This is a genomic window from Bradyrhizobium sp. (genome assembly GCF_016219575.1).
In the GTDB taxonomy this organism is placed as follows: domain Bacteria; phylum Pseudomonadota; class Alphaproteobacteria; order Rhizobiales; family Xanthobacteraceae; genus Bradyrhizobium.
This window is the reverse complement of the sequence record NZ_JACRMG010000023.1, coordinates 1-13,365: the sequence shown is the minus strand read 5'-3', so window position 1 is coordinate 13,365 and position 13,365 is coordinate 1. Positions and strand designations below refer to the sequence as shown.

Genomic DNA, 13,365 nt, shown 5'->3' with positions numbered 1-13,365 from the left:
CCGATGCAGGACAACGAGGGCGCCAGCGCGCCGCTGCTCGACATTGCCGGCGCCCGCGCCACCATCCGCCTCAACCGGCCACGGCATCACAACCGGCTCGAGGCCGACGACCTCGGCGTGCTGTTGAAACTGTTCGATCAGGTCGAGGCCGATCCGGCGCTGCGCGTGCTGGTGCTGACCGGCACCGGCCGCACCTTCTCCTCCGGCTACGATCTCGGCTCGGTCGCCGAGCGCGCGGTCAGCGCCAACGAGCAGCAGAGCGCGGGCTCCGCCTTCGAGGTCGTGGCCAACCGGCTGGAAGATCTTGCCGTGCCGACGATCTGCCGGCTCAATGGCGGCGTCTATGGCGGCTCGACCGACCTGGCGCTGGCCTGCGATTTCCGCATCGGCGTCGACACCGCCGAAATGTTCATGCCGGCGGCGCGGCTTGGCCTGCATTATTACCGGAGCGGCCTCCAGCGCTACGTATCGCGGCTCGGCGTCGACAACGCGAAGATGTTGTTCCTGACGGCGCAGAAGATCGGCGCGGCCGAGATGCTGCGGATCGGTTACCTCACCACGATGGTGCCGGCCGAAACTCTGGACGCGGAAGTCGACCGCCTCGCCAACCTCCTCGCCGCCAATGCGCCGATGGCGATGGCCGGCATGAAGCGCGCCATCAACGAATTCGCCCGGGGCAAGCTCGACGAAGCGGCCTGCGACCGGCGCCACCGCGAAAGCATGCGCGGCGCCGAGATCAGGGAAGGCATCAAGGCCAGAGCCGAGAAGCGGCCGCCGAGGTTTTGAACTGCATCCCGGGGTCGGGACACAAATCGCGAAAACAACCCCATGCAAAGTAGAAAGGGTCTTGGCGACTGGTATCGGGCTACTCCTCCACGAACGTCACGGTGTCCGCCACCGTCGCCCGCGAGGTGCGGTAGCTGTTCACCAGATGCGCGTGATCGGCGAAGCCGAAGGAGATGCCGCAGACGACGCGGCGGTCGTCGGGCAGGTTGAAATGGCGGCGGATCAGCTTTGAGTGCCGGGCCAGCGCGGCCTGAGGGATGGTACCGAGGCCCAGCGCCTGCGCCGCTAGCATGAAGTTGCCGACATAGGCGCCGCAGTCGATGGCGCCGTAGACGCCGAGCGGCTCGTCGGTGTGGATGATCGCGACATGCGGGGCGCCGAAGAAATTGTAGTTCTCCAGCGCCTGCTTCGCATAGGCCATCTTGTCGCCGCGCGCGATGCCGAGCGTGTTGTAGAGCTGGAAGCCGCTTTCGCGGCGGCGCTCCAGATAGACGCCGAGATATTCGCGCGGCGGCGGGAAGTCGTGGCCTTCCTCGGCGCCGGAGATCGCCGCCGCATAGATCGCCTTGCGAAAACGCTCCTTGGCCTCGCCGCTGGCGATGATCACCTGCCAGGGCTGGCTGTTGCACCAGGACGCCGTGCGCTGCGCCGCGCTGAGCAGCCGCACGATGGTCTCGCGCGGCACCGGCCGCGGGAGGAAGGCGCGCACCGAATAGCGCTCGCCCAGGAGCTCTTCGAGCACGCCGATGCGATCGTCGGTAGAGTGATGGGCCTTTGGTGACTTCGCATCCATAACGCGTCCTCGTCCTTCGTAGGGTGGGTTAGCCGAAGGCGTAACCCACCGCTCTTGTCGTACGTGGTTGCATTGGTGGGTTACGCTTCGCTAACCCACCCTACGGCAATCTTTATCGTCCCTTGGTCGGGATCTTGTTGAACGGCACGTCCTTGTCGACGCGGATGTCGCCGGGCAGACCGAGCACGCGCTCGGCGATGATGTTGCGCAACACTTCATCGGTGCCGCCGGCGATGCGCATCGAGGGCGACGACAGCAGCATCTGCTGGAACTGGCCGCGCGCCTCTTCCTCGGCGTCGCCGGTGAGGCCGCCTGCGCCGCCCTGCAAGTCCATGGCAAACGCCGCGATGTCCTGCAGCATCATGCCGGAGACCAGCTTGCCGATGGAGTTTTCCGGCCCCGGACGCTCGCCCTTGGACAGTGCCGAGATGGCGCGGTAGCTGGTGTATTTCAGCCCGTTCGATTTCACCGCCCAGGTCGCTAGCTTCGAGCGCACCGCGCGATCGTCGATCGCAAGACCGTCTTCCAGCATCAGGTTGGAGCAGAATTCGAACATCTCGGGCACGCCGGTGGCAAGCCGCGAGCCGATCGACATGCGTTCGTTCATCAGCGTGGTCAGCGACACGTTCCAGCCGTCGCCGACATTGCCGAGCCGCTGGCTGTCCGGGATGACGACGTCGGTGAAATAGACCTCGTTGAACTCCTGCATGCCGTTGGCCTGCTTGATCGGCCGCACCTCCACGCCCGGGCTCTTCATGTCAAGGAAGAACATGGTGAGGCCCTTGTGCTTGGGCACATTCGGATCGGTGCGTGCGATCAGCAGGCCATAATCGGAATAGTGCGCGCCCGAGGTCCAGATCTTCTGGCCGTTGACGACCCAGTTGTCGCCCTTCTTCTCGGCGCGGGTACGCAAGCCCGCGACGTCGGAGCCGGCAGCGGGTTCGGAGAACAGCTGGCACCAGATCTCCTCGCCGGAGGCGAGCTTGGGCAGATAGCGGCGCTTCGACTCCTCGCTGCCCCAGGCCATCACGGTCGGGCCGCACATGCCCTCGCCGATCTGGAACGGCTGCGTCAGCTTGCCGTAGACGCCTTCTTCCTGCTGCCAGATCACGCGCTCGATCGGGGTGGCGCCGCGGCCGCCATATTCCTTCGGCCAGTGCAGGCAGGCCCAGCCGCCGTCGGCCTTCTTCTTCTGCCAGGCCTTGCCGACCTCGACCATGTCGTGTTTCGCCAGGCGAATGCGCCCGAGCGAGGATTTCGAGAGTTCTTCCTCGAACTCCTTCGGCGCGTTGGCGCCGATCCATTTGCGGGCGGTAGCGCGGAATTCGGCTTCCTGCGGCGTGTCGTCGAAATTCATGGCGAACCCCTTTTCTGCGTAGGGTGGGTTAGCCGAAGGCGTAACCCACCGTGTCTATCGAGCGTCATTGCTGGGAATGGTGGGTTACGCTGCGCTAACCCACCCTACGATTCCTCATGCCCTTCCCTTGGTCGGGATCTGGTTGAACGGCACGTCCTTGTCGACCCGGATGTCTCCGGGTAGCCCAAGCACGCGCTCGGCGATGATGTTGCGCATGATCTCGTCGGTGCCGCCTTCGACGCGGGTGCCGGGCGCACGCAGCAGCATTGCCTGAAATTTTCCGGCGACTTCGGCGTCTTCCTGGCTGCTGACCACGCCCGCCGCGCCCTGCAAATCCAGCGCGTACATCGCGACGTCCTGGATCATCGAGGCCGCGACCAGCTTGCCGATGGAATTTTCCGGGCCCGGACGTTCTCCCTTGGACAACGCCGAGATGGTCCGCATGCTGGTGTAGCGCAGCCCGCTTGCCTTCACCGCCCAGCTCGCCAGCTTCGAGCGCACATTGCGGTTCTCGATGGCGGGGCCGTCTTCCAGCATCAGGCCGTTGCAGAACTCGAACAGCTCCGGGAAGCCGGTGGCGACACCTGCGCCGATCGACATGCGCTCGTTCATCAGCGTGGTCAGCGACACGTTCCAGCCGTCGCCGACCGCGCCGAGCCGCTGCGAATCGGGAATGTGGACGTCGGTGAAATAGACCTCGTTGAAATCCGACTGCCCGCTCGCCTGCTTGATCGGCCTGACCTCGACGCCGGGGCTCTTCATGTCCAGGAAGAACATGGTCAGCCCCTTGTGCTTGGGCACCGTCGGATCGGTGCGGGTCAGGAGGATGCCGTAGTCCGAGTAATGCGCGCCCGAGGTCCAGATCTTCTGGCCGTTGACGATCCACTCGTCGCCCTTCTTCTCCGCGCGCGTGCGCAGGCCGGCGACGTCGGAGCCGCCGGCGGGCTCGGAGAACAGCTGGCACCAGATCTTTTCGCCGGCAGCGAGCGGCGGCAGATATTTGCGCTTCTGCTCCTCGCCCGCGAATGCCATCACGGTCGGGCCGCACATGCCGTGGCCGATGATGAAGACCGAAGAGAGCTTGCCGAACGGCCCCTCTTCCTGCTGCCAGATCACGCGCTCGATCGGGGACGCGCCGCGGCCGCCATATTCTTTCGGCCAGTGCAGGCAGGCCCAGCCGGCGGCGGCCTTCTTCTTCTGCCAGGCTTTTGCGACATCGAGCAGGTTGGCGCCCTTGATCTGGGTGCGGCCGAGCGCGGACTTGCGCAGGTCTTCTTCATACTGCTTGGGCGCATTGGCCGCGATCCAGGCTTTCGCCTCGGCGCGGAACGCGGCTTCCTGCGGGGTGTCGTCGAAGTTCATGGCGCTTCTCTTGTTTGCGTAGGGTGGGTTAGCCGAAGGCGTAACCCACCATTTTCATCGAGCGTCCTTGCTGGCGATGGTGGGTTACGCTTCGCTAACCCACCCTACGATTCTCGTCGTCACGCCGCGTTCTTCTTGCGCATGCGGTCGATCAGCGCGTCTTCCCAGTAGGAGAGCGAGCCGAGCGTCACAGCGGTGGCGTTGGCGCGGCGGTAGTACATGTGGCAGTCGAACTCCCAGGTGAAGCCCATGCCGCCGTGAACCTGGATGTTGTTCTTGGAGCAATGCTGGAACGCCTGTGTCGCGCTGATCCGCGCGGCAGCGGCCGCTTCCGGCAACTCGCCGGCATTGGTCGAGAGCGCCCAGGCGCCGTAGTAGCAATTGGAGCGCGCCAGCGTCGCCGAGACATACATGTCGGCGAGCATGTGCTTGATCGCCTGGAACGAACCGATCGGGCGGCCGAACGCGATACGGTCGAGCGCATAGTCGCGGCCCATTTCCAGCGCGCGATCGGAACCGCCGACCTGCTCGAAGGCGAGCAGCACCGCGGCACGATCGAGCACCTGCGTGATCACGCCCCAGCCTTCGCCGGCCGCACCCAGGGGCTCGGCCTTGCAGTTCTTGAAGGTGAGCTCGGCCTGGCCGCGGGTCGGATCGACATTGGTCAGTTCCTTCACCTCGACGCCGCCGGCCTTGAGGTCGACGAGGAACAGCGAAATGTCGGAGTCGCGGCCGGTCGAGCCCGTGCGCGCAGCAACCACTGCGAAATCGGCAATCGCGCCGTCCGGCACCGGCTTCTTCACACCATTGAGCGTGCCACCCGCCGCCGTCAACTTGATCGCCTTGGGCGACGGATTGCCCGCACCCTCGAACAGCGCCAACGTGCCGATCGCTTCACCGGCGGCGATCTTCGGCAGCCATTTCTGCTTCTGCGCGTCGGAGCCGGCGATCAGCAGCGCTTCGGCGGCAAGATAGACCGTCGAGGAAAACGGCACCGGCGCGATCGCGCGGCCCATCTCTTCGGCGATCACGCACAGCTCGAGATGGCCCGCGCCCGCACCGCCGAATGCTTCCGGGATCGCGACGCCGAGAAAGCCCATCTCGGCGAGGCCCTTCCACAATTCCTTGTCGTAGGCCGCCTTGCCGTCGAGCACGGCGCGCACCGCTTTCGGCGGGCACTTTTCGGACAGGAACTTGCGCGCGGCATCGCGCATCTGCTTCTGGTCGTCGGAGAAATCGAAGTTCATGGCGTTTCACTCGGTTGGTGCTGGCGTTGTATTTGTAGGATGGGTGGAGCGAAGCGATACCCATCGGTTGCTTGGTGGTGCGTGATGGGTTTCGCTGCGCTCTACCCATCCTACGATCAGTTCAGAACGATCACGTCCTCTCCGGGCTTTGCGGCATAGAGCCGCTCGACCAGGACGGCGCGGCGCTCGAGGCCCGCACGCTGGTTGATGTAGCCCTTGTCGGTGAGTTCGTTGCCGTCGATGGAGGGCGGCTCGGCCATCAGCATGGCGCGCGCGATGCGCATGCTGCTGCCGGTGGCGGACGCATTGTGCGCCTCCAGCCCGCGCTTCAGGCAGCCGATGACTTCGGGATGCCTGACGACGTCCTCGAAAGTCGCATCGGGATTGCCGACGATCTGGCGGCAGGCATGCAGGTTGGGCCAGGCGAGCAGCCCGATGAATTCCCGGTCCTGCCCCGCCACCAGCGCGTCATGAACCACGGGCGTGGCGGCGGCGATCGCATCGGTGCGCAGCGAGCCGACATGCACGAAGGTGCCGGTCGTCAGCTTGAAGTCCTCCACCACGCGGCCGGCGAAGATGATGCCCTGCAGCGGGTCCTTGTCGTCGACGAAGATGCCGGCATCGCCGATGCAGTAATAGCCTTCCTCGTCGAACATCTTTTTCGTCAGGTCCGGCTGGCCGAAATAGCCAGGCGTGACGTTGATGCCGCGCAGCCGCAGCTCGTATTTCGAGCCGCACGGCACCAGCTTCAGCTCGACGCCGGGGAACGGCAGACCGATCAGGCCGACGCGCTCGGTGTCCCAATAGGTGCCGGTCGAGGTCGGCGCGGTCTCGGTCGAGCCCCAGCCGGTGTAGAACACGATGCGCTCGCCGGTGGTCTTGACCGCCAGCGCCTGCATGCGGTCGTAGAGATCGTCGGGCAGCCGCGCGCCGCCATAGGCCATGATGGAGAGATTCTTGAAGAAGCTGCGGCAGAGCGCGTCGTCCTTCTCCATCGCCGCGGCGAGCGCGGCGTAGCCGGCGGGCACGTTGGCGTAATAGGTCGGCGACACCTCGCGCAGATTCCTGATCGTCTCCTCGAACTGGCCCGGCATCGGCCGGCCGTCGTCGATGTAAAGCGTGCCGCCGTCGACCAGGATCGGATGGAACGCGGCGTTGCCGCCCATGGTGTGATTCCACGGCATCCAGTCCAGCATGGTCGCGATCGGTCCGTCCGGGTCGCGCGGCCGCACCTGCATCATCATCGCCGCATTGGCGCACATCATCTCCTGGGTGTTGATGACGGCCTTGGGCATGCCGGTCGAGCCGGATGTGAACAAGAGCTTGCCGACGGTGTCCGGCGTGATCTTCGCGATCGACTCCTCGACAGCCTTCGTGACCGGCGTCGCCGCGAGATCGGCAAAGGACACGCTCTTGATGCCCTCGCAGGGACGCAGCACATGCACGACGGTGACGCCGGTGAGATCGAGCGCCTTGAGCGCCTTCTCGAAGGTCGGACCGTCCTGCACCATCACCACCGCAGGCTTGATCAGGTCAAAGAGATATTTGAGCTTGAGGTGATCCTGGCTCATCAGTGAATAGGCCGGCGATACCGGCGCTGCCGGAAGGCGCGCCTGCATCGCGGCCTGCGTCATCAGCGCGTGCTCGATGGAATTGCCCGAGAGGATCGCGACGGGGCGGCTGTCTTCGACGCCGAGATCGAGCAGTCCCTGGGTCAGCCCGTCGACGATGCGCTTGGCCTCGCCATAGGAAACCTTGCGCCATTGCCGGTCCGGACCGCCGCGCTGCGCGAGCCAGATGCGCTCGGGCGCTTCCCTGGCCCATTTCGCCAGCGACGCCGGTATATGCTTTTCGTAAGCCTGCAGCGGAATGCGCGATTTCAGGACGATGACGCCATCCGGGCGGCGCTCGACCGCGATGTCGCGCGGCAGCCATTCGATCTTGCGAAAGGCCGGCCTGGTCAGCACCGCCGCTGCACTGCCACTCATTATTGCGTCTCCCGGAATTCTTTTCTTGTCGGTTCTCGTTGTCAGCGCCTGATATAGACAGGCTTTCGCTTTTCGAGGAAGGCCCTGATGCCTTCGCCAAAATCTTCGGACCGGCTGCACAGTACCTGGTTGCGGTCTTCCATCGCGATGACCGCCTCGATCGAGCCGGCATCCACCGCCATGTTGAGGCATTCCTTCGACAGCCTGAGGCCCACGGGCGAGGCCGTCAGCATGGCATCGACATAGGGTTCCGCCGCCGCATCGAGCGCGGCGGCATCCTCGACCAGTTCGGAAACGAGCCCGACCGCCAGCGCGCGCTCGGCACCGATGAAGCGGCCGGTGAGGATCAGTTCGGAGGCGACGGAGACGCCGACGAGGCGCGGCAGGAAATAGCTGGTGCCGATATCGCAGCCGCCCAGCCCCAGCTTGATGAAGGCGCAGTTCATCCGCGCGTTCTTCGCGGCAATGCGGATGTCGGCCGCGAGCGCCAGCGCAAAGCCGCCGCCGGCCGCCGCGCCCTGAATGAGTGCGATGATCGGCTGCGGGCAGCGCCGCATCAGCATGACGATGTCGGCGATGCGCCGCTGCGAGTCGAGGCTCTCGGTCACGCCCGGCGGCTCCTGCTGCCCGGCGCGGCGCTTCATCGCCTGTTTCAGATCGAGCCCGGCGCAGAACGAGGCGCCGGCGCCCTTCAGCACCACGACGCGGGTCTCGCGGTTGCGCTGCAGGCCCTGGAAATAGGCGTTGAGCGCATCGATCAATGCCGGATCGAGCGCGTTGAGGCTGTCCGGGCGATTAAGCGTCACCCGGTCGACGCCGTCATGGTGTTCGATCAGCAGCGGTTGAGTCACTGACTACTCCCTGCATTCCTGCGGCGCCAGTTGCTGCGCCCTCTCCCCTTGTGCGAGAGGGCATAGCCAGCATCAGCCATGCATTCGATCGGGTGAGGGGTCTGTTTCCGCGGAGAGAACCCCTCATCCGTCGCGCATCTATCGATGCGCGCCACCTTCTCCCACAAGGGGAGAAGGGAAGAAGCGCAACGCGTTACCGCGGCGCCATGCGGATTGCGCCGTCGAGGCGGATGGTTTCGCCGTTCAGCATCGGGTTCTCGACGATGTGCACCGCGAGATTGCCGTATTCGCTGGCATCGCCGAGGCGCGCCGGATGCGGCACCTGGGCGCCGAGGCTCTTGCGGGCTTCCTCGTTGAGACCCATCAGCAGCGGCGTCAGGAACAGGCCCGGCGCGATAGTGTTGACGCGGATCTTCAGGGAAGCGAGATCGCGCGCAGCCGGCAACGTCAGGCCGACCACGCCGCCCTTCGATGCCGAATAGGCGATCTGGCCGATCTGGCCTTCATAGGCCGCGACCGAGGCGGTGTTGATGGCGACGCCGCGCTCTTCGCCGATCGGCGGCGCGGTGGCGAGACGCTCGGCGAACAGACGCAGCACGTTGAAGGTGCCGATCAGGTTGACGTTGATGATGCGGACGAACTTGGCCAGCGGATAGACGCCGTCCTTGCCGACCACGCGCTGCGAGCCGCCGATGCCGGCGCAGTTCATCAGCACGCGCGCGACGCCGTGGGCTGCTTCCGCCTTGGCAATCGCCGCCTTGATCGCCTCTTCGTCGGTGACGTCGGCGTGGAGGGCGATGCCCTTCACTTCGGCCGCGACCTTCTCGGCGTTTTCCTTGTTCTGGTCGATCACGCCGACCTTGGCGCCCTTGGCCGCCATGGCGCGGGCGGTCGCGGCACCGAGACCGGAGCCACCGCCGGTGATGAGAACGGCAACGTCTTTCAACTGCATCGTAACAAACCTTTCCTTGGGCGTTTCTTCTCTGGACTTGACTTGCAAACTTCCTAGGCGGGCGCGTTCTCCTTGCTCGGCGCGAGCATGCCGCCGAAGATCAGCGCTTCCATATGCTTGATGTATTCGCGGCAGACGTCCTCGGTGACCGGGCCGACGCCGACCGCGCGCGACATCGCGTGACGGCCGAAGAACAGGTGATCGCAGGCGCCGATCAGGCTGGTGTAGAACAGCACCGGATCGATCTTGCGGAACTCGCCGGCCTTGATGCCTTCGGCGAGCAGCCGACGATGGAAATCCAGCAAGGGTGCCACGAAGAATTTCGACACTTCGTCGGCTGCCTCCGCCGTGCTCTCGTGCAGCAGATAGTGGATCAGCCGGTTCATGTAGGGGAACTGGTGATAGGCGCGGATGATGCCGCCGATATGCAGCCGCAGCTTTGCGGTCGGCGTGATCTTCTGCGCCAGGAGATATTCGAGCTGCGACATTTCGGTGGCGGCGTCGCGCGCCAGCAGCGCCAGCAACAGCCCGTCCTTGTTGCCGAAATGGTATTTCACCAGCGCGGCGTTGACGCCGGATTTTTGCGCGATGTCGGACAAGGACACGTCGATCGAGGCGCGCTCGATCATCAGTTCGCTCGCGGCGACCAGCAGTTTTTCCGCGGTGGGATTTTTGGCGGTCAGAGCCTTCGTCGGTACGCTGGTATTCAACTGCGGTCCTTGCCTGTTCCGCGGAAAATCGCGGCCGCACATAAGCGCATGAGGGGGTCGCACTCAAGAGTTAATTGATCGATTGACTAAGACCGGTCCGGTCCCTTAAATCCGGCCCATCTTTGCAAATACCCAATCCAGAACAATCAGGGAGAGCAGTCATGGCCGAGGCCTTTATCGTCGCCACCGCCCGCACCGCGGGTGGCCGCAAGGGAGGCCGCCTCGCCGGCTGGCATCCGGCGGACCTCGCCGCCACCGTGCTGGATTCTCTCGTCGAGCGCACCGGCGCCGACCCCGCGCTGGTCGAAGACGTCATCATGGGTTGCGTGATGCAGGCTGGCGAGCAGTCCAACAACATCGCGCGCAACGCCATCATGGCCTCGAAGCTGCCGGAAAGCGTGCCGGGCACCTCGATCGACCGCCAGTGCGGCTCCTCGCAGCAGGCGCTGCATTTCGCGGCGCAGGCCGTGATGAGCGGCAGCATGGACATCGTGATCGCCGCCGGCGTGGAATCGATGACCCGCGTACCGATGGGCCTCGCCTCCTCGCTGCCCGCCAAGAACGGCTTCGGCCACTACAAGAGCCCGGGCATCGAGAAGCGCTATCCGAACATCGTGTTCAGCCAGTTCACCGGCGCGGAAATGATGGCGGAGAAATACGGGCTCTCCAAGGATCAGCTCGACGAATATTCCTATCAGAGCCACCAGCGCGCGATTGCGGCCACGCAAGCCGGCGCCTTCAAGAACGAGATCGTGCCGGTCAAGATCACCCGCGCGGACGGTTCGACCGACACCCACCACATCGACGAAGGCATCCGCTTCGACGCCACCATCGAGGGCATCAAGGGCGTCAAGCTGATCGCGGAAGGCGGCAAGCTGAGCGCGGCAAGCGCCAGCCAGATCTGCGACGGCGCCTCCGGCGTGATGGTCGTCAACGAGAAGGGCCTGAAGCAGCTCGGCGTGAAGCCGATGGCGCGCATCCACCACATGACCATGATGGGCGGCGACCCCGTCATCATGCTGGAAGCCCCGCTGCCCGCCACCAAGCGCGCGCTGGAGAAGGCCGGCATGAAGATCGGCGACATCGACCTGTTCGAGGTCAACGAGGCCTTCGCCTCGGTGCCGACCGCCTGGCTGAAGGCCACCGGCGCCGATCCGGCCCGCCTCAACGTCAATGGCGGCGCGATCGCGCTCGGCCATCCCCTCGGCGGCTCCGGCACCAAGCTGATGACCACGCTGGTCAACGCCCTGCAACAGCGCGGCAAGCGCTACGGGCTGCAGACCATGTGCGAAGGCGGCGGCATGGCCAACGTCACGATCGTCGAGCGGCTGTAAACGAAGTAGGTGTGAGAGGCAGAGCGCCTCCACACTAACGGTGTCGTCCCGGCGAAAGCCGGGACCCATAACCCCAAATGCGTGCGGTTATGGCGAGCTGGCGCTCCAGCTCATTTCAACAATGTAGATCGGTGGTTATGGGTCCCGGCGTTCGCCGGGACGACCACCTTGTTCTTGGCGAGCATCATGACCCACCCGACCGTCCACGCCCGCACCCATCCGAACAAGATCGCCTACCAGATGGCGGGCACGGGCAAGGCCATCACCTATCGCGAGCTCGACGAGCTTTCCAACCAGGGCGCGCACCTGTTCCGTTCGCTCGGCCTGAAGGCCGGCGACCATATCGCGCTGCTGATGGAGAACCGCCTCGCCTTCATGGAAATCTGCTGGGCCGCGCAGCGCTCGGGTCTCTACTACACCGCGATCAGCCGCTACCTGACGCAGGACGAGATCGACTACATCGTGAAAGACTGCGGCGCCAAGGTCTTCATCACCACGCCGAAATGCCATGAGCAGGTGAAGGCGCTGGTCGACCAGAAGGGCGGCCCGCTGCTCTACATGATGGACGAGCCCGAACCCGGCTTCCGCTCCTGGGACAAGGAAGCCGCCGCGCAGCCGACCACGCCGATCGCGGACGAAGTCGCCGGCTACGACATGCTCTATTCCTCCGGCACCACCGGCCGGCCCAAGGGCATCAAGAAAGACTTCGAGGGCAGGCCGATCGACGAGCCCAACGCATTCCTGAAAGTCCTCTGCGCCGACATGTGCGGCATGAGCGCGGACAGCATCTACCTGTCGCCGGCGCCGCTCTATCACGCGGCTCCGCTGCGCTTCAACATGATGGCGACCATCCTCGGCGGCACCTCGGTCATCATGGAGCATTTCGATGCCGAGGAATTTTTGAAGCTGGTCGAAAAGTACAAGGTGACGCAGTCGCAGCTGGTGCCGACCATGCTCGTGCGCATGCTGAAGCTGCCGGAGGACGTCCGCAAGCGCTACGACGTTTCGACGCTGAAAGGCGCCATCCACGCCGCCGCGCCCTGCCCGGTCGACGTCAAGGCGAAGATGATCGAATGGTGGGGACCGATCCTGATCGAGTATTACGCCGGCTCCGAGGGTAACGGCGTCACCGTCTCGACCTCGCAGCAATGGCTGAGCCACCGGGGCACCGTCGGCCGCGCCGTGGTCGGCAAGGTGAAGATTCTCGACGAGAACGACGAGGAGCGACCGGTCGGCGAGATCGGCACCGTCTATTTCGCCGACGCGCCGGTGTTCAGCTATCACAACGATCCCGACAAGACCAAGCGCGCCTACAACGCCAAGGGCTGGTCGACGCTCGGCGACGTCGGCTATCTCGATGCGGAAGGCTTCCTCTATCTCACCGACCGCAAGAGCTACATGATCATCTCCGGCGGCGTGAACATCTACCCGCAGGAGACCGAGGACGTGCTGATCACGCATCCCGCGGTTTCCGACGTCGCGGTGTTCGGCGTGCCGAACGAGGAGATGGGCGAGGAGGTCAAGGCCGTGGTGCAGCCGCACGACATGGCGAAGGCGGGCAAGGAGCTCGAGAACGAGCTGCTCCTGTTCTGCCGCAAGCATCTGTCGCCGATCAAATGCCCGAAGAGCATCGACTTCGAGGCCGAACTGCCGCGCACGCCCACCGGCAAGCTGGTGAAGCGCCATCTGCGCGACCGGTACTGGCCGCAGAAGGCAAAGGCGTAGGCTTCCTTCCCTTCTCCCCTTGTGGGAGAAGGTGGCGCGCGAAGCGCGACGGATGAGGGGTCTCTATCCGCGGAGACAGACCCCTCACCCGCGCTCGCTTCGCGATCGCACCCTCTCCCGCAAGGGGCCTGTTGCGTAATTCGGCGATTGTGATTCTCTGAGACGTGGCCTTGGGAGATCGCGATGGCAGTGAAGCAGACCGGACAACCGAGCTTTATGGAAGTGCTATTGCCGAAGGGGGCGGGGGCCAATGCTGCACT

Annotated in this window: 11 protein-coding genes; 3 read left to right on the top strand and 8 right to left on the bottom strand. The window is 64.8% G+C overall.

Annotated elements, in window-relative coordinates:
• Positions 1-3 precede the first annotated feature (3 nt).
• The gene (locus tag HZB49_RS18420) at positions 4-786 is read left to right on the top strand and encodes an enoyl-CoA hydratase/isomerase family protein (RefSeq protein WP_291613924.1); all 783 of its coding nucleotides are present in this window, start codon (positions 4-6) and stop codon (positions 784-786) included.
• A 79-nt stretch (positions 787-865) separates the two neighbouring features.
• On the opposite strand, the gene HZB49_RS18415 is transcribed toward HZB49_RS18420, so the two are convergent.
• The 8 genes from HZB49_RS18415 to HZB49_RS18380 form a co-directional block, all read right to left on the bottom strand.
• Complete coding sequence (locus tag HZB49_RS18415) at positions 866-1,579, bottom strand: nitroreductase (RefSeq protein ID WP_291613922.1); 714 nt, start codon at positions 1,577-1,579, stop codon at positions 866-868.
• Between the two features lie 112 nt (positions 1,580-1,691).
• Positions 1,692-2,936, bottom strand: coding sequence for an acyl-CoA dehydrogenase (locus tag HZB49_RS18410; protein WP_291613920.1), 1,245 nt, complete (start codon positions 2,934-2,936; stop codon positions 1,692-1,694).
• Positions 2,937-3,050: 114 nt separating this feature from the next.
• On the bottom strand, positions 3,051-4,298 hold the full coding sequence (locus HZB49_RS18405) for an acyl-CoA dehydrogenase (protein ID WP_291613918.1): 1,248 nt from the start codon (positions 4,296-4,298) through the stop codon (positions 3,051-3,053).
• Between the two features lie 119 nt (positions 4,299-4,417).
• Entirely contained in the window at positions 4,418-5,545 is a 1,128-nt protein-coding gene (locus tag HZB49_RS18400) for an acyl-CoA dehydrogenase family protein (protein ID WP_291613916.1), read from the bottom strand.
• A 116-nt stretch (positions 5,546-5,661) separates the two neighbouring features.
• Positions 5,662-7,533 carry an AMP-binding protein gene (locus HZB49_RS18395; protein WP_291613914.1) on the bottom strand — a complete coding sequence of 624 codons (1,872 nt, stop codon included), beginning with the start codon at positions 7,531-7,533 and terminating at the stop codon, positions 5,662-5,664.
• Between the two features lie 41 nt (positions 7,534-7,574).
• Positions 7,575-8,384: an enoyl-CoA hydratase/isomerase family protein gene (locus HZB49_RS18390; RefSeq protein ID WP_291613912.1), complete on the bottom strand. Its 810-nt coding sequence runs from the start codon at positions 8,382-8,384 to the stop codon at positions 7,575-7,577.
• Between the two features lie 193 nt (positions 8,385-8,577).
• Positions 8,578-9,336, bottom strand: coding sequence for an SDR family NAD(P)-dependent oxidoreductase (locus HZB49_RS18385; RefSeq protein ID WP_291613909.1), 759 nt, complete (start codon positions 9,334-9,336; stop codon positions 8,578-8,580).
• Between the two features lie 53 nt (positions 9,337-9,389).
• Positions 9,390-10,046, bottom strand: coding sequence for a TetR family transcriptional regulator (locus HZB49_RS18380; protein WP_291613907.1), 657 nt, complete (start codon positions 10,044-10,046; stop codon positions 9,390-9,392).
• A gap of 161 nt (positions 10,047-10,207) precedes the next feature.
• Here HZB49_RS18380 and HZB49_RS18375 point away from each other — a divergent pair, with 161 nt between their 5' ends.
• Positions 10,208-11,380 carry an acetyl-CoA C-acetyltransferase gene (locus HZB49_RS18375; protein ID WP_291613905.1) on the top strand — a complete coding sequence of 391 codons (1,173 nt, stop codon included), beginning with the start codon at positions 10,208-10,210 and terminating at the stop codon, positions 11,378-11,380.
• 186 nt (positions 11,381-11,566) lie between these two features.
• Positions 11,567-13,105, top strand: coding sequence for an acyl-CoA synthetase (locus tag HZB49_RS18370; RefSeq protein ID WP_291613903.1), 1,539 nt, complete (start codon positions 11,567-11,569; stop codon positions 13,103-13,105).
• Positions 13,106-13,365 lie beyond the last annotated feature (260 nt).

Excerpts from the sequence above, each read along its gene's own strand:
- HZB49_RS18420 (WP_291613924.1), top strand. The coding sequence starts at position 4 with ATGCAGGACAACGAGGGCGCCAGCGCGCCGCTGCTCGACATTGCCGGC.
- HZB49_RS18415 (WP_291613922.1), bottom strand. The coding sequence starts at position 1,579 with ATGGATGCGAAGTCACCAAAGGCCCATCACTCTACCGACGATCGCATC.
- HZB49_RS18410 (WP_291613920.1), bottom strand. The coding sequence starts at position 2,936 with ATGAATTTCGACGACACGCCGCAGGAAGCCGAATTCCGCGCTACCGCC.
- HZB49_RS18405 (WP_291613918.1), bottom strand. The coding sequence starts at position 4,298 with ATGAACTTCGACGACACCCCGCAGGAAGCCGCGTTCCGCGCCGAGGCG.
- HZB49_RS18400 (WP_291613916.1), bottom strand. The coding sequence starts at position 5,545 with ATGAACTTCGATTTCTCCGACGACCAGAAGCAGATGCGCGATGCCGCG.
- HZB49_RS18395 (WP_291613914.1), bottom strand. The coding sequence starts at position 7,533 with ATGAGTGGCAGTGCAGCGGCGGTGCTGACCAGGCCGGCCTTTCGCAAG.
- HZB49_RS18385 (WP_291613909.1), bottom strand. The coding sequence starts at position 9,336 with ATGCAGTTGAAAGACGTTGCCGTTCTCATCACCGGCGGTGGCTCCGGT.
- HZB49_RS18375 (WP_291613905.1), top strand. The coding sequence starts at position 10,208 with ATGGCCGAGGCCTTTATCGTCGCCACCGCCCGCACCGCGGGTGGCCGC.
- HZB49_RS18370 (WP_291613903.1), top strand. The coding sequence starts at position 11,567 with ATGACCCACCCGACCGTCCACGCCCGCACCCATCCGAACAAGATCGCC.